The organism is Subtercola lobariae (assembly GCF_014640255.1).
GTDB lineage: Bacteria > Actinomycetota > Actinomycetes > Actinomycetales > Microbacteriaceae > Subtercola > Subtercola lobariae.
The window spans coordinates 710,945-733,731 of the sequence record NZ_BMGP01000001.1; the positions used below are offsets into that span (position 1 = coordinate 710,945).

Below are 22,787 nucleotides of genomic sequence, written 5' to 3' on the forward strand. Positions count from 1 at the left end.
TCACCACAATGACCGTCACGCCGAACGCCGAATTCACTGCGAAACCCGGAACGGCGGGTGCCGTGCGTTCGCCTCATTCTGTCATCGTCATCGGCGAAGCTCTCACCGACATCGTTGTACGACCCGAGGGTGTCACCGAGCATCCTGGCGGCTCACCGATGAACGTGGCGATCGGCGTGGCTCGACTCGGAGACGCGGTCGAGCTCATCACACGACTGGGCGCCGACGACCGAGGGATGATCGCACAAAGTCACATCGAAGAATCGGGTGTCACCCTCTCGTCTGGTTCGATCGTCAGCGAACCCACCTCGACGGCCACTGCACGCCTCGACGAAACAGGTGCGGCGATCTACGAATTCGACATCCGCTGGTCGCTCGAACCCCTCGACCGACTCCCGCCGGCCGTCGTCGTTCACACCGGCTCCGTCGCTGCATTTCTGGAGCCCGGAGCGGCAGAGATTCGGCGGTTGCTTGCCGACACAAAAGCATCGACGATCGTCACTTTCGACCCGAACATCCGCGCCTCGCTTCTCGGCGAACGTGACGCAGCTCGGGGTACCGCCGAACGTCTGATGGGGCTGTCTGACGTGGTGAAGCTCAGTGACGAAGACGCGGAGTGGCTGTACCCGGCAGTTTCGCACTCCGATGTGCTCGACCACATTCGCTCACTCGGCCCTGCGCTCGCCATCATCACTCGAGGTGCCGACGGGGCTGTTCTCGCCAGCAGGCGCGGCACTGTCAACGCACCAGGCCTCACGGTCACCGTCGCAGACACGATCGGGGCGGGCGACTCGTTCATGAGCGCCGTCATCCACTCGATCGTGGAGCTGATTAGCGAGAAAGAATCGTCGACGAGTGTCTCCGATGGCACAGCCTTCACTCCGGCCGTGCTCACCCAGATCGGAACATTCGCTGTTCGGTGCGCCGCCATCACGGTGTCGCGCTCGGGTGCCAACCCCCCGCGTCTGGCAGAAGTCGACCGCTGATCTGCCTTCGCGGGCCTAGCATTCGCGGCACGTAACGCGCGACCGGTTGTGCATACCGTCGTCAGCGGGCACGATCAGGTGAGGCGGGCGCGTAGAGGCTCGGGATGCTCGGGGGAGACGCTGTGGACGACGAAACGTTGCTCGAGGTGATCTACCGCGGTCGCCCGGCGACCATCGCCGGGCTCGCGGCGATGTCGCACCTCACGGAGGGTGAGGCGAGCGATGCCGTCGAGCGCTTCTGTGCTCGCGGCATACTCGGGCGTAACGGTGACAGCGTCACCTATCGGCACCCGTCGGCCTGGGTCGCCGATGTGGTGGCAGCGCGAGCCGAGAACGCTCGGCGAAGCGCAGACGCCGACCTTCACGAGATCGAACAGGTCGTCGCCGGCCTGCCGGGGCTGCTCCGCCAGTGGTCAGTCGGCGAGGCGTCGACAGACCTGGTTCCAATTCTGGTTCGGCACGGGCCGAATGCGTCAGAAGACCTGTGGTTCGACTCTGCGCCGCACAATTCGGGCGTTCTGAACGCGATTCTGCCCGACGTCACCCGGTTTGTCTCGGGAGGAGAGGAGCGAATAGCGCGGTTCGCCGAAGCCCTCCGCGGAAAAGACGCGGTACGCGTCATCGTGGCGACGGCCGCAACAGCTGATCCGGTCACTGCCGCGATCTTGCACCGTTACGACGATGCCGGCGTCGAGCTTCGTATGGTGGATGATCTGGCCAGCTGGTTCTGGGCCGATGGAGATCAGCTCGCCATTCCGTTCGAGTGGGGCGAAACGCGCCCGACCAGTGTGCTGGGTGCGAACAACGCCGCGCTCGCGGGTTTGGCGAACGCGTATTTCGAAGCGCTCTGGCAGCGGGCCGAACCAGTGGTCGCCTCTGAGCAACCGTGGACGCCGTTGTTGAGGCTGATGCGGCAGGGAGTGACGCTGGAGACAGCCTCACGCATGGTCGATGTCAACCCGCGCACGGGGCGCAGGCGGGTGTCGGCGGCGATGGAGCACTACGGTGTCTCGACGCTCTTCGCGCTGGGCGTTGCGTGGGCTGCCGATTCGGAGCGCGGGCGCTAAGCAGACGGATCGCGACGGGGCGCAATGCCCTGCGCGAAACTGAAGACGTCGGTCGGGTCGTAGGCCGTCTTCACCGCTCGAAGGCGATCGACTCCGAAACCCCAGTAGTCGGTGGCCCAGTCGGCGGCATCGGCGTTTGGAACGTTCGAGTATGCGCCATTCACGAAGGGCGCCAGTGCGGCGCTGAACTCGGCGACCCAGGTCAAACAAGCGGCCATGAGTGGGTCGTCTGCGGCGAGAACCTCGCCGGGCGCGACACTGCCCCGCACGCCCCAGCCCGCCCCGGGCTCTGCATAGAACAGCGCATCGCGATGCGCGAAGACGCTGCCGCCGGCGGGTTCGTCGTGAGCGACGGCGCCGCCGAAGGCGTTCGTGAAGTAGTTGCAGTGGGCGGTGGGAGCACGTGCCACGAAACGGCCGATGATCTCGATCGCCTCAGCCGGAAAGGGCGTGCTGACGAACTGCGAGTTGAACTTCCAGTTCGCGGGTTCGTCGTCGAGCGGTATCTGAAACTCGGAGTAGGTGTCGGCCCACGAGGCGTGTGACATGGCGACCTCGGGGGAGCCGATCGCGATCAGGGGAGCGAGCATCCGCAGGCCGTCGTCGCCGTCGCTCGAGGCGAGCACTGCGAACAGCACAATCGAGTCGCGCTGAATTTCGAGCTGGCTGGTTAGCCGCTCGTCTGCCACCGGGGCGGTTGCCTGCCATGCCTCGAACACGGCTGCCAGGTCGTCGAGGCCCTGCCAGGTTACGGTGATCGAAGTCACGTCGGCGAGTGGATGCACGGCGAAAGTCAGCGAGGTGACCACGCCGAAGCTGCCGTTCCCCGCGCCCCGCAGCGCCCAGAGCAGGTCGGAGTGCTGCGAGGCGTCGGCAGTGATCACTTCGGCGTCGCTGCCGTTTTCGCCGTCGCAGGGCACGACGACCTCTGCGGCGAGCAGGTTGTCGGAGGCCATACCGAACGCACGGGTGAGCAACCCGAATCCGCCGCCGAGGGTGGCTCCGACGAGCCCGACCGAGCCTTCGGTGCCGGTCGGTGCCGCGAGCCCGACGGCCCCGAGCGCTGCCACCGCCTGAGCCTGGGTCAGCCCGGCACCGAGAGTCGCGGTACGACCCTCGACATCGATCGAGACAGACGCGAGTTCGCTGACGTCGATCACCAACCCGTCGTCGAGGGTCGACCAGCCCTCGAGGCTGTGACCGCCGCTCCGCACCCGCAGCGGCACGTCGTTTCGCCGAGCGGCAGTGACGGCGTTGACGACATCGGCGGTGACCTGCGCGTAGACGATCGCGATCGGCCGATGCGAGAAGAGCAGGTTCCAGGATGCCCGTGCCGAGTCGTACTCATCATCACCAGGTACCACGACCCGCCCGGTGAGCCCGTCGAGCACGCTCACTCGACGCTCTCGACGCTCTCGGCGTCGTCGATGTTCTCGACAGCCGCTCCACCGTCGGGCTCGACTTCGAGCACGGAAGGCCTGAAGATCAGCAGCCAAACGAAGTAGACGCCACCAGCGACAAGCAGCCCGAGTACAACGAGAGAGGGAACGCGCGCGGCCGGGGGAGTCACGAGCACGAAGAACACCAGGGCGACCCAGACGAGCGCGACGATGGTGACGGGCAGCTCGAACCGACCGAGGCTGAATCCGCCGGCCTTGCGCTCGAGTTTGGAGCGCACGGCGAGGTACAGCACGACGATGGCGCCATACATCAGTGCGGGCAGCAGCGTGCCTCCGACCAGAAGCTGGTTCAGGGCATCCCCCGGCAGCGCCAGCATCAACACGATGCCAATGACGACGATCAGAACGGTCGCCGCGATCGGCGTTCGGGTGCGTTTGTTCACCCTGCTCATCAGTCGCGCCGCCGGAAAGCGGCCATCACGAGACATGGCGAAGGCCTGGCGGGCGCAGGCCGCCATCACGACCATGCCGGCACCGAAGAAGGCGAACGCGATGCCGCCGATCAGAATCCGCTCCCAGACCGGCCCCAGCTGGCCCCGGATGATCGCGGCGACCGGTGACGGATCGGCGCTGACTGCGTTGACGTCGGTGATCGACACCGTGAGAACGATCAGAAAGATGAGCCCGGCGACGCTGGCCGCGACCACTGACCCGACGATCGCGCGGGGAACGTTGCGAAACGGATTCTTCGCCTCTTCGGCGAGGTTGGCGGCCGAGTCGAAGCCGACCAGTGTCGTCAGCCCCAACAGGGCTCCGGCCATCAACCCGCCACCGATTGCGTAATAGTTCGGGTCACCTGCCGTGATGCCGCGAGAGGTGAGGTTACCGACATCGCCGCCACCCGTGGCTGCGAGCACGATCAGCAGGGCGATCACCAGCACGGCGATGATGCCGAGTTCGATGGCAACGGCAGCCGAGGTGATCAGGCTGAAGAGGCGCGTCGACGCGATGACGAACGCGGCCTGCACGATCAGAATAACGATGGTCAGGATGCGCGCCATGTTCTCGTCTGCCCCCATACCGAGCAGCGGCATCAGTGCCTGGCTCGCCATCGCGTTCGCCATGGTGACGACCGCGGTCGCGAGGTACCAGAAGCTGAGCCAGCCGAAGAACCAGCCGACCTTCGGATTCGCGAGGCGCGAGGCCCACTGGTAAGAAGATCCGCTGAGCGCGATGCGGGCGGCGAACTGGGCGACGACCAAAGCGACCAGCGTCTGCCCAACCGCGGCAGCGATCCAGAGCCAGATGCCCACTGGGCCGGCCGTTTGCAACATGTTGCCATAGGTGGCGAAGACGCCGACGGCGACCGAGATGAATGCGAAGGAGATGGCGAAGACCTGAAACCCGCCCAGGGTGCGTTTCAGTTGTGGCTGATCGCCCGCTGGTGGGTCGAATGCGTCTGCCGACGTGTCGGCGCCCGTCGTCTTGATGGCCATGATTCCCCTGTCTGAACAGTTCTCAGTGTCGTGACTGATCGCCGTGGCGACAAGAGCCGCTTGCGGACACGTCCGCAAGCGGGCCTAGCCGGTACCCGGCTCAGGGCAGGCCGAGCAGAATGTTGTTCTCGATGTAGATGTCGTACGCGTCGGTCGGCCGCATTCCCTGCAGGGGGCCCGAAGGCGGTCTTGTCGACAATTGAGGAGGCCATGTTATGACACGTCCGTCGATCTGCTGCGGGTCGGCACGGTTCTCGGTGCCAGCCGACCATTCCTCCACGATCGTCGCCTGCTGCTCGAGCCCGAACTTGCGCCACGGTTGCCCGGCCGGGCCGTAGTGGTAAGCGGCCTGGCCTGCGATCTTGGCGATCGCCGCACGCCAGTAGTAGTCGGCGTCGCTCGGCCCGTTGGCGATCTGCCAGGCGTGCGTCATCTCGTGAACGAGAAGCTGGCCGGGCTCGGTGTAGCCACGGTCGGGGGCGGTATGGGCGATGCCGTCGTCGAAGCCGCCGCCGAAGTTGACGAGAATGTCGGTGTTGTCGGTGCCGGGCACCGTGAACTCGACACCGCCGATGCCTGTCAGATTGGTGAGCAGAACGCGATCGAAGGGCAGTTTGTCACCGAAAACCAGGGTGAGATAGCTGATCTCGGGCTGGTGCAACCGCCGACTCTTCACGAGAGCGTCGCCCACCAGTTCGCCGCCGAGCAGCACCGGAATAATGACCTGCGGCCCCAAGAGCACGGTGGCGCCCGCCGCCGCGATGAGACCGAGTAGGCCGCCGGGGCCGGGCGGCCGAACGCCGTAGATGTCGGCGAACTCATCGCCCATGAAGATGATGGCAGACAGGCCGCCGGTCGGAGCCAGGAGTACCGAGGTGACCAAGAACTTCAGCCAGGTCTCCACGACGTCCTCGACGACGCCGAGCACGCCCGTTTCCCGAGCGGCGACGTCGAGCGTCATCGTCGCATTACGCAGAGACGGCCACTGGGCGGCGGCCATCGCCGACGTGATCGGCTCGCTCCAGGTGACATCGCTCGGTTTTCCCAGGTCGACTTTTCCGTATGCGGAGCCGGTCTTCTGCTGAACAATGGCGACCTTGCCGTCGGCAGATCGGATGACCGACTTGACGGTGAAGTCGTACGACTTGACGCCGTACGCGGTCACTGTGCCGCTGAAGGTGGCGTTGCCTGAGTTGTCGATGACCAGGGTCACCTCTCCGTCGAGCTCGTTGTCGGAGACAACCCGCTGCGTGAACGTTCTGCTCTCGGGTGCCAGCGTCACGGTGAACGGCAGCGATAGCACTCCGGCGTTGGCGTTGTCGCCGGCGTTCCAGATGATGGAGATCATCGACTCTTCGACCAGCGCGTCGGGCGCGATGGCGAAAGACAGCGTCACGGGCTCGGTCTGCTGGCCCGAGAGCTGCTGCGAGAAGGGAGTCATCGTCACGCCGTACGGCAAGGCGCCGGCGCTGAACGAGAGCAGTTTGTCGCCCCCGCTGACCACTACATTCACCTGGCACGTGGCCGTAGTGTTCTGCGTGCCCTCGATCGATCCCTGCAACGCGGTGACCGTCACGCTGCCCGGCAAGAGGGTGAGCCCGAGCGGAAACCGCTGGTCGTAGATGCCGTCGAACGCGGTGACACGCAGCCCGACGTCGTAGCTCTGGCCGAGGTAGATGGGGTAGTGCCCGAGGGCGGCGTTCGGTGCGACGGTTACCTGAAGCGGCACCGTGCTGCCGGCGTTCGGGCTCAGGTGAGCATCCGGAGCTTCGACGGTCACATCGCCCGCGTCAGGGGCATAGGCCGCGAACTGCACGTCGGTGGCGGGGCCGATGCTCGACGCCAGGGTGACGCTGAACGGGTCGCTCGGGATGCCCTGCTTCACACTCACGCGGTCGGTGAGCGGTACCGCGCTGAAGTCGGTGATCACGGCGCGAATCGGTATGACGGCGGTCTGCCACGTGGTCGAGAGCAGCGTCAGCGTCGCGTCGAGTTCGTCGGGCACGTTCGTCGACGGGGCGGCGATGGCGAGCTCGACCGCCACGATGGAGTTCGGCGGCACGACCAGCGGCGCGTCGGCGGGGCCCTGCGCTCCGTTGTTCCAGGAGATCCAGCCCTCTTTCTTCGCCTCGTCGCGCATCGCGGGTGGTAGATCGAGGAGTTCGTCTTCAGTCCACTCGTTGCGTTGCGGTATACGCACCGTCACCTGGGTGATCTGGATGCCCGTTGCCCCGCCCGACAGCGTGGCCAACACCGTGGCGGGTGGGGTGGCCCAGATCGTGAGCGTCTGAGTGAGGGTGTCGCCGGGCAGGCAGATCAGCCCGAGCGGGTTCTGCGAGACCGTGGGCACCGCCGTCGTCGTGCCGACCACCGCGAAGACCGGTACCTCGATCGTGCCGAACGTTGCTCCGGCGAGCGTGAGGGTGGTGGTGTTGACGCCGACAGCGGGGAGCGTGGCGCTGATCGAGACCGAGACCTGGGCCTTGGCGGGAACGGCGAAGGGGGAGGCCGGGTCGTAGTCGGTGGGCTGAGCATCCCAGTAGCCGCCGGCTTTTCTCGCTGCGGCGCGTAGCGCGGGAGGAAGCTCGTCTATCTCTTGCTCGGTGTAGTGGTGCCACACCTCGACGATGACCGCGACCGACGCGATGGTGAACCCGTCGCTGCCGCTTGCAAGTACCGCGGTGACGGCTGAGTCGGGCGGCACCGATATCACGGTCACCGAGCCTGTGCCGGCTTGGCCCGGCTGCGCGTCAATCACCACTGAGTTCGGTTGCACGACGGCCATGTCGAATCCCCCTGCCTTTTCGCCTTCGAAACGGTTTCGACAGAGTACCGCTGGGCTCGTGGCGTCGTACAGGGGTCGCGCACACATCGCACTGACCATGTGAGAATACTCAGAATTGCGCTGGTGGCCGCCGCCTGCCCGGGATTGCGGGGCTGACAGCCGTCGTTCGGCCTGCGCCCGTAGCGTCGCGGCATGAAGCACACTCAGATCGTTCGCCAGGAGCCGGGCGCCAGCCAGGAGTCGGTGTGGAACTACCCGAGGCCCCCGCGCGCCGGCCGGCTCGCGGGGATCACAAAAACTCCCTCAAAAATGGATCTGTGAGGGAGTTGTTGTGATCGCCGCGGCGTGCAGGGCGCGGGTGGCTACTTGAAGACGTCTTTGACGTCTTCGCCGACGTTCTTGGCGCCGGCCGAGGCCTGGTCGGCCTTGCCCTCGGCGACCTGTGAGTCGTTGTTGGTCGCCTTGCCGACGGTCTCTTTGGCCTTGCCCTTTGCGTCTTCTGCGGCGTTGCTGATCTTGTCTCCGACACCCATGATGGGTCTCCTTTCGGTTGGCGTGACTGGCGCGCCGGTTGGGCGTGGCCGTCACTGACGACAGCTACGTTACTCATCTGCGAGCTCCAGCGTTAGTGGTAGACGTATCGCGGCGTCGCACGTATAACCCTCCACCGGGGGTGCCGAGCGGGCGTAACGTAAGCGCTATGACGATTTCGCTCGGCTATCAGATTCCCAACTTCACCTACCCGGGCGGCGTCTCGTCGCTCTTCGACACCGTGGTCGCGCAGGCGCGCGAGGCCGAGGCCAGCGGCTTCGACACGGTGCTCGTGATGGATCACTTCTACCAGCTGCCCGGCATCGGCACCCCCGATCAGCCGATGCTTGAGGCGTACTCGACGCTGGCCGCTCTCGCCGCCTCGACCAGCCGCATCCAACTCTCGGCCCTCGTCACCGGCAACACCTACCGCAACCCGACGTTGCTTGCCAAGACGGTCACCACCCTCGACGTGATCAGCCACGGCCGAGCGATTCTCGGCCTCGGCGCCGGCTGGTTCGAGCTCGAGCACGAACAGCTCGGGTTCGACTTCGACACCTTCACCGAACGCTTCGAGAAGCTCGATGAGGCGCTGCAGATCATCCACCCCATGCTGCGCGATGAACGGCCAGAGGTGACGGGCAAGTGGTACCGCGCGCACGGGGCGATGAACGTGCCGAGGTACCGCGAGAGCATCCCGATCATGCTGGGCGGGCAGGGCGAGAAGAAGACGTTCCGCCTCGCGGCTCGGTACGCCGACCACATGAACATCATCTGCGCCCTCGAAGACCTGCCGCGCAAACTCGAGGTGCTGAAGCAGCGCGCCGAAGAGATCGACCGCGACCCCGCCACGCTGTCGACGAGCTACCTCGCGAGCGCGGCGGTCGTCGAAACGCAGGCTGAGGCCGACGCGATTCTGGATGCCCTGCCCGAAGAACGCCGCAACCGAGTGTTTGTGGGCACCGCACCGACGATCGCCGAGCGCATCAAGGCCGAGATTCTCGATGCCGGTGTCGACGGCGTCGTCGTGAACGCACCGCTCAACGGCCATGTGCCCGGCGTCGTGGCGGCGCTCGGCGAGGCGCTTGCGCCGTTGGTGCGGGCGTAGCGATGTGAAAGCGACGCCCGCTGACATTGCGCTGATCTGTGAGAGCCTGCCCGAGGTCGAACTCTCAACCTCGTGGGGTGGCAGGCCCACCTACAAGGTGCCGCGCGGGCCGAAAGCCAAGGGTTTCGTGATGTACCGGCCACCAGGCAGGACTGCGATCGACCCCACCAGTGGTGAGCCGTACACCGATCTGCTGGTCATCTCGGTGGCAGATGAAGACACCAAGCTGGCACTAGTGCAAGACGAGTCATTGCCGTTCTTCACCATCGACCACTTCACGGGGTACAACGCCGCGCTCGTGCAGCAAAGCACGCTCGGTGAAATCGAACGCGAACGCCTCGTCGAAGTCGTGACAGAGGCGTGGGCGGTAAAAGCACCCTCGAAGCTCGTCACAGAGTACTTCAGCGGCCGCTAAGGCTCGCTTGCCATTACCGTTGCCTCAACGAATCAGGTATCGACGCATCGCTCGTGCGAAAGGAACGCCCCATGAAGATCGCCGTCGCCGGAGGCACTGGAGTCGTGGGCCACTACGTGGTCGAGGGCGCCGAGCGTCGCGGGCACGACGTGATTACGCTGTCTCGCGCTGCGGGGGTCGACCTCATGACGGGCAGCGCGCCCAGCCTCGCCGGCGCCCTGCAGGGCGTTGACGTCGCAATCGACGTCAGTTCGGTTCAGACCCAATCTGCAAAGAAATCCGAGCACTTCTTCGGCACCGTCACCGAAAGGATGTTCGCGGCCGAGAAAGTCGCAGGCGTCGGGCATCACATCGCCCTCTCCATCGTCGGCAGTGACAATGCGCCCTACGGCTACTACGCGGGCAAAGCCCTGCAAGAACGCATCGTCATCGAGGGCAGCATTCCCTGGACAATTCTTCGGGCAACCCAGTTTCACGAATTCGCTTCTCAGATTTTCGGCCAAGCGAAGCTCGGCCCCATCCACGTCGTGCCGAAGATGATCTCCCAGCCCATCGCGGCCTGGGAGGTCGCCAATCGCCTGGTCGAGCTCGCCGAGAATGCGCCGGCCGGGCGAGCGACCGATCTCGCCGGGCCCGAGGTGCTTCGAATGGTCGACATGGTGACGGCCTATGTGGCTGCGACCCACGCCAGAGGCACAATTCTCGAGGTGCCCTTGCCGGGCGGTTTCGGCACGGCATTGCGCAACCGAACACTCCTGCCTGATTCGTCTGCCCAGCTTGGTACCCAAACGTACGCGGAGTGGCTGACCCTGCTCTAACAGTTGCGTCTGCGCGGGCCGTTCGTCGCGGGTATCAGGCCAGAGAGGTCGATCGTCGCATACTGCAGTCTCGATGCGGCGAACAGCCTGAATACGGGAGAGGTCGGCGCATGACCGTGGCCAATGACGATCGTCGAGTTGACGTGGTGACGGATGGCATCTAGATTGTCATCGTAGACATAGTGTCTCTTTTGACATTCGGGCTGACGACGACGTGAGCCAGAGAGGACCGGGTGATGTCGACGAACGACAAGGCCGGAACGACAAGCACGAGTACGAACGAAGATTCAAGCGAAACAGCGAGTGCGACCGAAGCGGCGAGCAGTGCGCGCATTCGTACAGTGGCCGTAGAGGAGCATTTTCGCACGCCCGAGCTTGCGGCCGTGCTCGACGGTCCCGAGCGGCTGATGCCGCCGATTCTCGGCGCGAAGCTCGCCGATCTCGGCGACGCGAGAATCGCCGACATGGACGAGGTCGGCATCGACGTGCAGGTGCTGTCGTCTGCGGCGACTCAGGTGCATTCGATGGAGCCCCAGACGGCCATTTCGGTGTCTGCCGGGGCTAACGATGCGCTCGCGAAGGCGGTTGCCGAGCATCCGACCCGCTTCGCAGGCTTGGCGACACTCGCGACCCCCGACCCAGAGGCCGCAGCCAGAGAACTCGAGCGCAGTGTCACCGAGCTCGGCTTCGTGGGCGCGATGATCTACGGGCCGACCCACGGTAACTACCTCGATCACGACTCGTTCACGCCCATTCTCGAGGCGGCCGAAGCGCTCGGGGTGCCTCTGTACCTGCACCCGACGTATGTTCCCGCGGCGGTGGTCGATGCGTATTACTCCGACCTGCCTGGGGAGTTCGGCATGATGCTGTCGACCGGCGGCATGGGCTGGCACTACGAGACGGCCGTGCATGCGATGCGGCTGATTTTGTCGGGGGTGTTTCAGCGGTACCCGAAGCTGCAGATCATTCTCGGGCACGACGGCGAAGGAATTCCCTTCTATATCGGGCGCACCATCAAGGTGATGCATCGCGCGTCACCCGAGATGTCGGCGCACGTCGGGCATGCCTGGAAGAACAACTTCTACGTCTCGACGAGCGGGTTCTTCACCGACGCGCCGTTTCAGACGGTGCTCGGCACGACGCCGATCGACCGCATTCTGTTCGCCATGGACTACCCGTACGCCCGCGATCCCGAGGCAATCGAATGGGCTCGCAGCACGACGACCCTCGACGATGCGTCGAGGCGCAAAGTGCTGCACGAGAACTCAGACCGGCTGTTCAAGCTGACCCCGTAGACGACCGCACAAGCTGACCACCCAACCGACTTAAATGAGGAGTCGAAAAAACAATGGACTACCAGAACAAGACCGCGTTCATCACGGCAGGCGCGAGCGGAATGGGCAAGCGCTTCGCCGAACAAGTCGTCGAACGTGGCGGCAACGTCGTGATCGCCGACGTCGACATGGCGGCGGCGAACCGCCTGGCTAGTGAACTGGGCGGCCTGGCGGTGGAGTGCAACGTGCGAAGCACCGAGCAGGTCGACGCAGCGCGCGATGCCGCGCTCGAACGCTTCGGCAACGTCGACATCGTGATGAGCCACGCCGGCATCACGAAGGCGAGCCCCATCGTGAACCTCACCGATGACGACTGGACGGTGATGTTCGACCTGAACGTGATCGGCATGGCGCGGGTACTGCGTGCGTTCATACCGCACCTCACCGAGCGCGGGTCGGGTCATGTCATCATGACCACTTCGTCGCTCGCACTGATTCCCGGGCATCCACTCGGCCCGCTCACCGCGCACTACATCGCCTCGAAGGCCGCAGTCATCGGGCTGGCCCAGGTGACGGCCTTGGCTCTGGCTCCGCACGACATCGGCGTGACACTGTTCTCGCCCGACCTCACGAAGACGAACTTCGGTACGCCCCCTCCCGGTGTCGAGCGGCCGAAGGGCGTCATGGCTCTTGAAAGGCAGACGCCTGAACAGGCTGTGGATGTTCTGCTCGACGCCCTCGACAACGGCCGTTTTCTCGCCTCGGCGACCCCCGATTATGAGCGGCTGCTCGCCAAGCAGGCGGCAGTGCTGCTCGACCCGCTGGCCTTCGCCGACGAGTACCCCGCCCCGCCGAGTGCGGCGCCTGCCGCAGAGACCGCTGCAGAGACCACCGCGGCGACCCCCGAGCACGCACCCGCAACCCCGACGCCCGCACCCCAGACGCAAGGAGCATGACGTACATGACGACGACGACAACAACCTCAGCACCGACCACCATCGACCGCAACGAACTCTTCGTCGACGNCACCATCGACCGCAACGAACTCTTCGTCGACGGCACCTTCGTGCGCGCCCAGAGCGATGAACGCATTCAGGCGATCAACCCGGCGACCGAAGAGGTCATCGGCAGCGTTCCCGACTCGAACGCCGCCGACGTCGACCGAGCGGTGACCTCTGCTGTGCGAGCGTTTCCGCTCTGGAGCAACACGTCGGGTGCCGAGCGAGCGAAAGTGCTGCGTGCCATCGCAGACGGTATTCGTGATCGCTCCGACGAACTGAAGCAGATCATCCAGCTCGAAAACGGCGCACCGCGCTGGTGGGTCAACCAAGACGTGGGGCTGACTGAGGTCGCCTATCGTCAGGCGGCGGCTGAGGCCGAGCAGCTGCAGAACGAAGAGCTCGTCGACCGCTTCGGTCACCAGACGATTCTGCGCCGCGAACCGCTGGGCGTGGTCGCGGCCATCGCTCCCTGGAACTCGCCGTCGATTCTGATGGCGTTCAAGGCCGCGACCGCGTTGGCTGCCGGATGCACGGTGGTCACCAAACCGTCACCCGAAACCACTCTCGACAGCTACGTCTTCGCCGAGATTCTCAGTGCGGCCGGCCTGCCCGCCGGGGCGTACAACATCGTGCCCGGTGGCTCGGCCGCCGGAGCCGCGCTGGTGTCGCACCCCGGTATCGCGAAAGTGTCGTTCACCGGATCGACCGCAGTCGGCCGTCAGATCGCTGCCGTATGCGGGCAGCTGCTTCGGCCGATGATCGCCGAGCTCGGCGGAAAGTCGGCGGCGATTCTGCTCGACGACGCCGACCTCGACGTGTTTCTCGGCTCGGTGCAGTCGTTCTGCGTGCCGTTCTCGGGTCAGGCGTGCTTCTCGACCACGCGCATCCTGGTGCCTGCTGACCGGCACGATGAAGTTCTCGCAGCCACCGCGGCGAAACTGCAGTCGTTCGCGTTCGGCGACCCGGCCGATGAAGCGACGGTGATGGGCCCGGTGATCACGGCGAAGCAGCGGGCGCGCATCGAAGAGCTCATCGCGAGCGGTGTCGATCAGGGCGCTCAGATCGTTCTGGGCGGCGGGCGGCCGGCAGCGTTCGATCGCGGCTTTTACATCGAGCCGACGATCTTCTCGGGCGTCACCCCCGAGATGCGCATCTTTCAGCAGGAGATCTTCGGCCCCGTGCTCACCTTCACCCCCTATCACGACGAGGAAGAGGCACGTTCACTGCACGACGCCACGACCTACGGCCTGTCAGGAGCCGTGTTCAGTCGCGACGTCGCCCGTGCCACCGAGTTCTCTCGCGGCCTGAACACCGGCCAGCTGCTGATCAACGGCGACCGTGGCGTGCCGTTCATCGCCCGCGACATGTACAACGACAGTGCGGCTGGCGGCGGTGTCGACCGCGTCGAAGGCTTCTTGCAGACCAAGGCCATCTCGCAGCCCGCGGCCTGACCCGCGCCCCCGCCCCCCACCCCCGACCCCGCCCCCCACCCCCGACCCCGCCGGTCACACACCAGCGAGAGGTCGAAATCTCTCCAATACGGCACGTTTTGGGAGAGATTTCGACCTCTCGATTGACACGAGGGGGTCGGGAAGCCGTCAGGGCGTCAGGCCGCGGGTACGGTCACGTCGGCGGCGATCTGCTGCAGCCGTGAGATCCACGTGTGCACTTCGTCAGTGGATGCGCCCGGGTGCATGCCTGTCATGCGCAAGGTCAGCGTCGGCTGATCTGGTGTGGCCGGTACGGGCACCACGATGCTCGCCAGATCGTACGTCTGACCGGGCACCAGCTCCGACCCGAGAAAGGCACCGAGTTCAGAGGTGGCGCGCCGCACTTCACGTTCGTGGCGCGGCAGGCGATCAGAGAGCTCGAACTCCGAGAGCGCCGCTTCGTGGCGTCTGATGACCTCGGGCTCGGCGGCGAGCACGGAGTACCCGCGCGTGCGCACATTCTCGAGCAGCTGTACATTCGCGGCACGCTGCTCGGCGCTGTCGTCGGCCGCTCTTGACAGCCAGACGTCGATGTCTGACTCGGGCGCATCCACTAAGAAGACCGTGCCGAGCGGCGGAACGATGGGCTGTTTGTAGCCGAGCGGAAAGGCCTCGTGCAGGGGCGACTGGTTGGCCGCGAGAACCTGCACGGCATCCCAGCGGATGCGCGCGAGCACGCTGCAGTTCACCTGAAACTCTGCGCTCATCGCTTCGAGCTGGGGCCGCATAGACTCGGCGATGCGTGCCGACTGAATCAACTCGGGGTCGGGTGCAGCGACGAACGAGCCGGGGGAGAACCGGCCATAACCGCCCTGAAAGAACAGCAGAGGCAGGGTCGACCGCGCAACCGCAAGGTCGTGCACCAGGCCGAGAACGATGAAGTGGTCACCGGCCTCGCGGATATCTTCGTAGGTGCATTCGATCCATGACACGGCGTCGTCGAGCACGGGGGAGCCCAACGGCCCTGGCCGCCACGACACGTCGTCGAACTTGTGCTCGCTCGACGTCGCCAGCTGGCGGCAGAGCGGCTCTTGATCAGAGGCGAGCACATTGATGCAGAAGGCATCGCTTGTTCTGATCTTCGCGAAACTCTGCGACTTTCGGGTGGGCAGAAACGCGACCAGAGGCGGGTCGAGCGACACGGAGGAGAAAGTGCCGACGACCATGCCCGCGGGTTGACCATCGACGATCGCGGTGATGACCGCGACGCCCGTGGGGTAGTGCCCGAGCGTTTCGCGAAAGAGAAATGGGTCGATCGTCATGGTGGTTAGTCCTTTAAATCGTTCTGGTCGAAGCCGGGTCAAGGCCGCGTCACAGCTGGGTTACGGCCGGGTTACAGCCGCGTTGTCGACACCAGGCCGGTGACGGCACCGGTGCTCGCGAGGTACTCGGCGCGCTGGGTGCGAAATGCCTCACGGCGTTTCTTCTGGGCGGCCGGGTCTGGCACCGGGGCTGCTGCGAGCAGCAGGCGCGTGTAGGCGTCTTGCGGATGATCGATGACCTCGGCGGTCGTGCCGGTCTCGACAATGCGGCCGCGGTCGAGCACTGCGATGTGATCGGAGAGGTGGCCGATCACCGCGATGTCGTGTGAGATGAAGAGGTAGCTGAGGCTGCGCTCACGACGCAATCGGTCGAGCAGGTTGAGCACCTGGGCCTGAATCGAGAGGTCGAGTGCGCTGACGGCTTCGTCGCACACCACCAAGCGTGGGCGCACGATCAACGCGCGCGCTATCGCGATGCGCTGCCGTTGCCCGCCAGAGAACTCCGTCGGAAACCGCTGTGCGACGCTCGCCACCATGCCGACGGTGTCGAGCGACTCGTGCACCCTGGCGGTGACCTCTTTTCTGGTCAGCGTCGCATCGCTCGCAACCAGTGATTCGGCGAGAGTCGCGCCGATCGATCGAGCTGGGTTCAGCGAGCCGTACGGGTCTTGAAAAACGACCTGGATGTCGCTGGTCAGCTCACGCCGGCGTTTCGGCGACGCGTGGGTGATGTCTTCGCCGTCGAAGATCACGGCGCCCGCTGCGGCCGGCACGAGGCCGAGTACGACGTTGCCGATGGTCGACTTGCCCGAGCCGGACTCGCCGACCAGCCCTAACGTCTCACCCTCGACGATGTCGAAGCTGACATTCTCGACGACGCGGGCGACCGTGCGGCGTCGCTTGTAGTCGACGGCGAGATCGGTCACGCGAAGCAGCGGCTCGGTCAACAGCGGCTCGGTCAGCTGCGGCTCAGTCAACAGTGGCTCAGTCAACGCTGACCCGCTCGATTGTGACTCGCTCGACAGCTGCTGATTCGACAGCTGCTGAGTCGGCAGCTGCTTGTTCACGCGTGACCCGCTCGAGAGCATCGTGCTCGACGGCCTCTGCCCTGACCGCCGTTCGCTCGCCCGTGACTGATTCATGTCTCAACTCCTCGATCTCGACGACGATTTCGTCGACGCGAATGCACCGCACAGCGTGCCGGTCTTCAATGAGCTCTAGTGGCACCGCCTGCTCGCGGCATGCGTCGGTCGCGAATCCGCACCGATCGGCGAAGCGGCAGCCGCTCGGCCACGTTCCGGGTGGTGGCACCACTCCGGGTATCGAGTGGAGCCTGCCACCCCGCTTCTGTGCGTGCGGGTCGGATGCCCGCAGGGCCATCGAATATGGGTGCCGCGGGTGGGCGAACAGCGGTGCCACCTCGGCCTCTTCCACGATCTCGCCCGCGTACATCGCAATGCCGCGGTCGCACAGGTCGGCGACCACACCCCAGTCGTGAGTGACCAGCAGCACGGCAAGGTCGCGCTCTTTCTGCAGGGTGCGCAGCAGATCGAGAATCTGCATCTGCGCGCTGACGTCGAGTGCCGTGGTAGGCTCGTCGGCGACGATCACATCGGGGTCGCCTGACAGAGCGATCGCGATGACGATGCGCTGGGCCATGCCTCCCGAGATCTGGTGCGGGTAGGCCTTCAGCACGTGCTCGGTGTTCTTGATCTGCACTGTTTCGAGCAGCTGAATGGCCCGCTGCCGGGCGGCCTTGCGGCTCAGTTTCTGGTGAGTACGAACGATCTCGATCAGTTGGTTGCCCACCCGGTACGCCGGGTTCAACGCGGCCATCGGCTCCTGCGCGATGTAGGCGATCTTCGACCCGCGCAGTTTCTGCAGGGTCTGCTCCGACGCCCCGAGCACTTCCTGGCCGTCGAGCACCACCGAACCGGTCGCGGTTGCCCCCGCGGGAAGGATGCCCAGCGCGGCCCGCGCGGTCACCGACTTTCCGGCGCCCGACTCGCCCACCAACCCGACGACCTCGCCGGGCAGCAGCGTCAGCGAGACGTTCGAGACCAGCTTCACCGATGAGCCGTCTTTCGGCACTGAGACGGTGAGGTCGCTGATGACGAGCATCGGGTTGATCGCCCCTGCTGCCGCACCTGCTGAAGCAGCGGTGCTGGCGACCTGGGTTGCAGAAACCGTGGCTCCGGATGCCCGCGCAGCAGTCTTCGCGACCGACCTCGAGATCTTCGCTCGACTGAGCCCGTTGTGCCGGCGTCGGCCAAGAACGGCGCGCTGCGCCACATCACCGAGCGTGGAGAAAGCCAAAATGGTCAGTACCACCACGGCAGACGTTGGAATCAGCGGCCAGATGTTCGTGTAGATCGAGGTCGACGCCTCTTTGATCATGCCGCCCCAGCTCGGGTTCGGCGGCGCAGCATCGATGCCGAGAAAGCCCAAACCCACCTGCACGACAATCGCCAGCGAGGCGATGATCGACGACTGAATCACCAGCTGGCCGAGCAGTCGAGGTAGCTCGTGGCGAACCATGATCTGGCCCTCACGCAGACCCGAGGTGCGCGCAGCTGTGATGAACAGCTCGCCGCGAATGTTCAGCGTCGAGGCGCGGAACACCCGGTAGGCGCCAGCCGACATGAGCACTCCGAGCACGACCATGACGACGGTGACGTTACGGGAGGTCACCGCTGCCACAGAGAGCAGCACGACCAACGCGGGAATGGATTGCAGCATGTCGGCGAAGGCGGTAAACGTGGCATCCAGACCCGACCTGAAGTGACCGGCGATCAAACCCATGGTGGCGCCGATGACGTTCGCGATGACCGCGACAATAACGACGCCGGTGATGGTGACGCGCGAACCCCAGGCCAAGCGGGCGAGAATGTCACGCCCGAGAGAGTCTGTGCCCAGTAGGTGGGCGGCGCTCGGCAGCTGCAGCGTGGCCGCCAAGTCTTGTTCGGTCGGCGAGTATCGCGAGATCAGCGGAATCACGATCAGCATGCCGATGATCACAATCGCCAGCCAGATCAGAGCGAGAATCGAGACCGGGTTTGTGATGAGAGTGCGAAAGACGGTGCCGCGGCGAGTAGTCATCGGAAGGTCACTTTCGGGTTCACAAGTGCGTATACGACATCGAGAACGATATTGATCAAGACGATGATGAGGGTGAAGACCACCGTGACGCCCAGGAGCATCGGCAGGTCACCCTGAGAAGAGGCCTGCACGGCGAGTCCGCCGAGCCCAGGAATAGCGAAGATCGTCTCGATGAGCACGGTGGCACTGAAGAGCGTGACGATCACCACACCGAGGTACGCGATGATCGGCACCGCAGAAGCCTTGAGAACGTGCTTCCAAATGATCGACTGGCGTGCGTAGCCATTGGCGCGCTGCACGGTCACGAATTCGCTGCTCATCACGTCTTCGGCGGCGGCTCGCGTCTGTTTGGCGATGATGCCCACGGCGCCGAAGGCGAGCGTTGCCACCGGCAGAACTAACGAAAGCGCCCATTTGTTGGGAGACGAGGCGAGGGGCACGTAACCGCTCGGCGGCAGCCAGTGCAGCCAGACGGCGAAGACGGGAATGGCGAACAACGCCAGAATGAAGTTAGGAACGGCCACCCCGGCGAACGAGATCGTGTCGATCGAGGTGGCGAGTCGGCCGCCGCGAACCGCGCTCGTGAGGCCGAGGGGCACGGCGATGACCACGATCGCGACGGTGGCGATTCCCACCAACGAGAGGGTCGGCCCGAGGCGCTGGAAGATCGCCTCGCTCACCGACTGCCCGGTGATCAGCGAGTGGCCGAGGTTTCCTTGTAGTGCACTGGTGACCCAGTTGAGATACTGCACCAGAATGGGCTGGTCTAAGCCCATCTGCTGCCGCAGCGCGGCGAGCTGGTCGGGAGTGGCCGACGAGCCGAGCACCGTGTAGGCCGCGTCGCCCGGGGTGAGGGAGACGAGCAGAAAGGTGAGAAATGAGACGGCGAACAGCAGCGGAATCGACACCGCCAACCGCCGAAGAAGAATGACTAGCAATTCTTTGCCTCCAAGCAGGGGGTGCTCTCGTATCTGACGCGAGAGCACCCCACCGCCTTCGTTAGTGGGTTACGAAGCGGGCGTGATGTAAACGGGGTTGATGATGCCGAAGACCGCCACGTTGTTCACCTTGGTGTCATGGAAGATGATGGTCGGGTCACTGGTGATCGGCACCGAGTAGGCCTGGTCGACCGCGATCTTGTTGGTCGCCGCCCATGCGGCCTGTGATGCATCGGTGGATGCCGCGGCTGCCGCATCTGCTGATGCGTCGACGTCAGGCAGGGTGATGGCCTGCGGGTTGATGACGCCGGCAGGCGAGTAGAGCACCGAGTACGAGTTCGACATTCCGGTGAGGCCCGGCGACGGGTAGATCACCGCAGAGAATGCTCCACTTCGGCCATCCTTCGCGTACTCGGGGAAGGTCGTCGCAACGGTGATGTTGACGGTGATGCCGACTTGGGCAAGCTCGGCGGCGATGGCCTGACCGATCTTGACCGCGCTCGGCACGAACCCGGGCAGCGCCACAGACATGGTGAAACCGTTCGCGTACCCGGCGGTGGCGAGCAGCTTCTTCGCCCCGTCTTGGTCGTAGGAGTACGTGCTGTCGAGACTGGCGTCATAGCCGAGCGCGTCGACGGGAACGGTTTGAGCCGTCGCTTTGCCGAGCCCATTGGTGGCAGCGTTCGCGATCGATGTGCGGTCGACAGCCATGTTGATCGCCTGGCGTACTCGAGGGTCGGCGAGGGCCGGGGCATCCTTGCCGTTCCAGTCACTGATCCACAGCCCGCTGATGTTCGTGTTGTAGACCTCGGCCTTCACGCCCGAGCTCTGCGCGCTCTGGTAGGTGTCGGTCGAGCCGTTGGCCACGTCGATCTGGCCGGACTGTAAGGAGGCGAGGGCGGTGTTCGAGTCGGCGATCACCTTGATGACCACCTCTTTGTACTTGATGCCAGAGGGGTCGTAGTAGTGGGGGTTCGGCAGGTAGTGGTATTCCGAGCCCTGCACCGTGCCGGTGCTGCTCAGCATGTACGGGCCGGCGCCGTCGGTAGTTGTGCCGAGCGCGTCGAGATTGCCGGCGAGCGCAGTGGGGCTGATGATTTCGCCCATGCCGGTCGTAGTGCCGTCAGAAAGGCCGTACAGAAAGTTCGTGTTCGGTTTCGACAGGTTGAAAACCACTGTCAGAGGGTCGGGTGTGTCGATCGATGCGATGACTGCTGCGGTGCTCGAGAACGAACCGCCGCCACTCTTGAAGTGTTCGATCGACGTCTTCACGGCCGCCGAGTCGAGGGCCGTGCCGTCAGAGAACATCAGACCTGAACGCAGTTTCACCTGCAAAGTCACCTGCGGGCCGCTGCCGAGCCAGGTGTATGACTCCGCAAGGCTCGGCACGGGCGGCTGCCCCAGTGTTTGGTCGTGCAGCAGAGTGCCGTAGGCCGGCAGGTGGAACGTCGTGTTCGTGCCGCCACTCTTGCTCGGGTCCATGCTGATGGGCGGCGACGGCATGGCGATTGTCAGCGTCGTGTTGTCAGACGAATCTGCGCTCGCCGAGCCGGAGCAGGCGCTCAACGACGCTGCTGCGGCAAGAGCTATGACCGCTGTGACGGCGATGACCCCGCCGCGCCGATCTCGAAAACTACTTCTCATGTGATGGTCTCCACGCTTCGTTGTGTGAATGAACGGGGCACCGGATGCCCGCGCCTCTGAGTAGACGGTATGTCTAGTATGACAGTCTGTCAATCACCGATTTGGCTTGTTGACGCCCTCGGAGTTTCGACTTACTATCAAAACAGACGCTCTGTATACTTTGAAGTTATCATAGGAGATGACATGGAATTCACGCCCGCAAGCTCACCCCTTGAGGCCGCGATCGACCCAGCCGGCGAAGAGCTCGTCGACTGGGCACGCGCCTTCATTCCTGAACTCCGCGCGGCCCGCGATGAGATCGACGCCGCCTCTCGCACCCCGCATGACATCGCCGCACAGATGAGCGATGCCGGGCTCTGGCGCATGGCGGTGCCCCGTGAACTTGGTGGCCTGCAGTCGGGAATCAGCGTGTGGAAGCGCGCGGTCACCGAGATCGGCCGCGGCGACGGCGGTGTCGCCTGGGGGCTCACCCTGAACTCCGCAGCAGCCTGGATGGCCGCGAATCTGTACCCGCGTCACGTCGTCGACGAGGTTTTCGCCGAACCCGACGCCCGCTTCGCCGGGGTCTTTTCGGGTCGCGGCGTGAAGGCGCACAAAGTCGAAGGCGGCATTGTGGTCGACAAGGGCATGTGGTTCTTCAACTCCGGTGTGTACCAGGCCGACTGGAACCTCTTGGGGGTGCCCGGGTTCAACGAAGCCGGCGAGCCGGTCTTCCCGGGTGGCGTCGCGATCGTACCGATGTCTGACGTGACGATTCTGCACGACTGGAACCCCTCGGGGTTGCGGGGCAGCGGCAGCACGAACGTCGCCATGGAGGGCATTTTCATCGCCGACGATCGCATCGTCTCGCTGCAAGCCTGCAACGAGGGCACTCAACCGGCCATCTTCGGCGCCGAAGACCCGTTCTACCGGGTGGCGTTCGGCCCGCTGATGGTGCTCATTCTCGCGTTTCCGGTGTTGGGGCTCGGCAAGCACATGCTCGAATCCTTTCTCGAAGCGCTGCCGAAGCGCGACATCAAGCTGACGTTCTACACCAAGCAGAACCTCGCCGCCGTGACACATCTGCAGTTGGGCGAGGTGTCGGCGAAGATCGACACGGCAGACGCGATCATCGAGCGTGGTTGCGAGGCCATGCAGTACTGGGCCGACCGCAACGAGACGATGCCCAAAATCGAGCGAGCACGCATCACCCGCGACACTGCATACGCAGACCAGCTCGTCTGGGAGGCCATCGACACTCTGGCGAACGCTGCCGGTGGGTCGTGGGCGTGGAAGGCCAGTGAGCTGAACCGCATCTGGCAAGACGCCAAAGTCGCGACGATGCATCCCTTCGTCAACGTGGCCAGCAACCTCGAGTCGTACGGGCGCATGCTTGCTGGTATTGAGCCCGACCTGATGGCAGTCTGATCGGGGGCCGGATCGGGTAGGGTGCGGCTATCGCAACGTCATTCCACGCTGGCCGACCAGGTGGTG

18 protein-coding genes are annotated in these 22,787 nt (G+C 64.7%); 9 read left to right on the forward strand and 9 right to left on the reverse strand.

Annotation, left to right across the window (positions count from 1 at the left end; translation table 11 throughout):
• Positions 1–8: 8 nt before the first annotated feature.
• Together IEX24_RS03335 and IEX24_RS03340 are read left to right on the forward strand one after the other, a co-directional pair.
• Entirely contained in the window at positions 9–986 is a 978-nt protein-coding gene (locus IEX24_RS03335) for a carbohydrate kinase family protein (protein WP_188673627.1), read from the forward strand.
• A 122-nt stretch (positions 987–1,108) separates the two neighbouring features.
• On the forward strand, positions 1,109–2,053 hold the full coding sequence (locus tag IEX24_RS03340) for a hypothetical protein (RefSeq protein ID WP_188673631.1): 945 nt from the start codon (positions 1,109–1,111) through the stop codon (positions 2,051–2,053).
• On the opposite strand, the gene IEX24_RS03345 is transcribed toward IEX24_RS03340, so the two are convergent.
• From IEX24_RS03345 to IEX24_RS03360, 4 genes are all read right to left on the reverse strand, one after another.
• Positions 2,050–3,450 (reverse strand): FAD-binding oxidoreductase, encoded by a 1,401-nt coding sequence (locus tag IEX24_RS03345; RefSeq protein ID WP_203585944.1) that lies wholly within the window; start codon positions 3,448–3,450, stop codon positions 2,050–2,052. The genes IEX24_RS03340 and IEX24_RS03345 overlap by 4 nt on opposite strands.
• Complete coding sequence (locus IEX24_RS03350) at positions 3,447–4,949, reverse strand: amino acid permease (protein ID WP_188673633.1); 1,503 nt, start codon at positions 4,947–4,949, stop codon at positions 3,447–3,449. The genes IEX24_RS03345 and IEX24_RS03350 overlap by 4 nt, the downstream gene beginning before the upstream one ends.
• Before the next feature lie 100 nt (positions 4,950–5,049).
• On the reverse strand, positions 5,050–7,734 hold the full coding sequence (locus IEX24_RS03355) for a COG1470 family protein (protein ID WP_188673636.1): 2,685 nt from the start codon (positions 7,732–7,734) through the stop codon (positions 5,050–5,052).
• A gap of 362 nt (positions 7,735–8,096) precedes the next feature.
• On the reverse strand, positions 8,097–8,267 hold the full coding sequence (locus IEX24_RS03360) for a CsbD family protein (RefSeq protein ID WP_188673641.1): 171 nt from the start codon (positions 8,265–8,267) through the stop codon (positions 8,097–8,099).
• Positions 8,268–8,434: 167 nt separating this feature from the next.
• On the opposite strand from IEX24_RS03360, the gene IEX24_RS03365 reads away from it, so the two are divergent.
• The 6 genes from IEX24_RS03365 (at position 8,435) to IEX24_RS03390 (ending at position 14,332) form a co-directional block, all read left to right on the forward strand.
• Positions 8,435–9,373, forward strand: a complete 939-nt coding sequence (locus IEX24_RS03365; RefSeq protein ID WP_188673644.1) for an LLM class F420-dependent oxidoreductase — start codon at positions 8,435–8,437, stop codon at positions 9,371–9,373.
• A gap of 4 nt (positions 9,374–9,377) precedes the next feature.
• Positions 9,378–9,788, forward strand: a complete 411-nt coding sequence (locus IEX24_RS03370) for an MmcQ/YjbR family DNA-binding protein (protein WP_188673646.1) — start codon at positions 9,378–9,380, stop codon at positions 9,786–9,788.
• Between the two features lie 71 nt (positions 9,789–9,859).
• Complete coding sequence (locus IEX24_RS03375; RefSeq protein ID WP_188673649.1) at positions 9,860–10,606, forward strand: SDR family oxidoreductase; 747 nt, start codon at positions 9,860–9,862, stop codon at positions 10,604–10,606.
• Between the two features lie 236 nt (positions 10,607–10,842).
• The gene (locus tag IEX24_RS03380) at positions 10,843–11,901 is read left to right on the forward strand and encodes an amidohydrolase family protein (RefSeq protein ID WP_188673653.1); all 1,059 of its coding nucleotides are present in this window, start codon (positions 10,843–10,845) and stop codon (positions 11,899–11,901) included.
• 53 nt (positions 11,902–11,954) lie between these two features.
• The gene (locus IEX24_RS03385) at positions 11,955–12,836 is read left to right on the forward strand and encodes an SDR family oxidoreductase (RefSeq protein WP_188673655.1); all 882 of its coding nucleotides are present in this window, start codon (positions 11,955–11,957) and stop codon (positions 12,834–12,836) included.
• A gap of 5 nt (positions 12,837–12,841) precedes the next feature.
• Positions 12,842–14,332: an aldehyde dehydrogenase family protein gene (locus tag IEX24_RS03390; protein ID WP_188673658.1), complete on the forward strand. Its 1,491-nt coding sequence runs from the start codon at positions 12,842–12,844 to the stop codon at positions 14,330–14,332.
• A 155-nt stretch (positions 14,333–14,487) separates the two neighbouring features.
• Here IEX24_RS03390 and IEX24_RS03395 read toward each other — a convergent pair whose 3' ends face one another.
• The 5 genes from IEX24_RS03395 to IEX24_RS03415 all read right to left on the reverse strand — a co-directional run bounded on the left by IEX24_RS03395 (position 14,488) and on the right by IEX24_RS03415 (position 21,314).
• Positions 14,488–15,633: a flavin reductase family protein gene (locus IEX24_RS03395; protein ID WP_188673661.1), complete on the reverse strand. Its 1,146-nt coding sequence runs from the start codon at positions 15,631–15,633 to the stop codon at positions 14,488–14,490.
• Positions 15,634–15,704: 71 nt separating this feature from the next.
• Positions 15,705–16,610, reverse strand: a complete 906-nt coding sequence (locus IEX24_RS03400; protein ID WP_229715056.1) for an ATP-binding cassette domain-containing protein — start codon at positions 16,608–16,610, stop codon at positions 15,705–15,707.
• 7 nt (positions 16,611–16,617) lie between these two features.
• Positions 16,618–18,732 (reverse strand): dipeptide/oligopeptide/nickel ABC transporter permease/ATP-binding protein, encoded by a 2,115-nt coding sequence (locus IEX24_RS03405; RefSeq protein WP_188673667.1) that lies wholly within the window; start codon positions 18,730–18,732, stop codon positions 16,618–16,620.
• Positions 18,729–19,670, reverse strand: coding sequence for an ABC transporter permease (locus IEX24_RS03410; RefSeq protein ID WP_188673670.1), 942 nt, complete (start codon positions 19,668–19,670; stop codon positions 18,729–18,731). Before IEX24_RS03410 ends, IEX24_RS03405 begins: the two co-directional genes overlap by 4 nt.
• Before the next feature lie 69 nt (positions 19,671–19,739).
• Positions 19,740–21,314: an ABC transporter substrate-binding protein gene (locus tag IEX24_RS03415; protein ID WP_188673673.1), complete on the reverse strand. Its 1,575-nt coding sequence runs from the start codon at positions 21,312–21,314 to the stop codon at positions 19,740–19,742.
• 183 nt (positions 21,315–21,497) lie between these two features.
• On the opposite strand from IEX24_RS03415, the gene IEX24_RS03420 reads away from it, so the two are divergent.
• Positions 21,498–22,721, forward strand: a complete 1,224-nt coding sequence (locus IEX24_RS03420) for an acyl-CoA dehydrogenase family protein (RefSeq protein WP_188673676.1) — start codon at positions 21,498–21,500, stop codon at positions 22,719–22,721.
• Positions 22,722–22,787 lie beyond the last annotated feature (66 nt).

What these genes read in the sequence shown, in the direction of transcription:
- IEX24_RS03355 (WP_188673636.1), bottom strand. Translation starts at nt 7,734, where the DNA reads ATGGCCGTCGTGCAACCGAACTCAGTGGTGATTGACGCGCAGCCGGGC.
- IEX24_RS03360 (WP_188673641.1), bottom strand. Translation starts at nt 8,267, where the DNA reads ATGGGTGTCGGAGACAAGATCAGCAACGCCGCAGAAGACGCAAAGGGC.
- IEX24_RS03420 (WP_188673676.1), top strand. Translation starts at nt 21,498, where the DNA reads ATGGAATTCACGCCCGCAAGCTCACCCCTTGAGGCCGCGATCGACCCA.
- IEX24_RS03415 (WP_188673673.1), bottom strand. Translation starts at nt 21,314, where the DNA reads ATGAGAAGTAGTTTTCGAGATCGGCGCGGCGGGGTCATCGCCGTCACA.
- IEX24_RS03350 (WP_188673633.1), bottom strand. Translation starts at nt 4,949, where the DNA reads ATGGCCATCAAGACGACGGGCGCCGACACGTCGGCAGACGCATTCGAC.
- IEX24_RS03380 (WP_188673653.1), top strand. Translation starts at nt 10,843, where the DNA reads ATGTCGACGAACGACAAGGCCGGAACGACAAGCACGAGTACGAACGAA.
- IEX24_RS03335 (WP_188673627.1), top strand. Translation starts at nt 9, where the DNA reads ATGACCGTCACGCCGAACGCCGAATTCACTGCGAAACCCGGAACGGCG.
- IEX24_RS03405 (WP_188673667.1), bottom strand. Translation starts at nt 18,732, where the DNA reads ATGACTACTCGCCGCGGCACCGTCTTTCGCACTCTCATCACAAACCCG.
- IEX24_RS03365 (WP_188673644.1), top strand. Translation starts at nt 8,435, where the DNA reads ATGACGATTTCGCTCGGCTATCAGATTCCCAACTTCACCTACCCGGGC.
- IEX24_RS03395 (WP_188673661.1), bottom strand. Translation starts at nt 15,633, where the DNA reads ATGACGATCGACCCATTTCTCTTTCGCGAAACGCTCGGGCACTACCCC.
- IEX24_RS03375 (WP_188673649.1), top strand. Translation starts at nt 9,860, where the DNA reads ATGAAGATCGCCGTCGCCGGAGGCACTGGAGTCGTGGGCCACTACGTG.
- IEX24_RS03385 (WP_188673655.1), top strand. Translation starts at nt 11,955, where the DNA reads ATGGACTACCAGAACAAGACCGCGTTCATCACGGCAGGCGCGAGCGGA.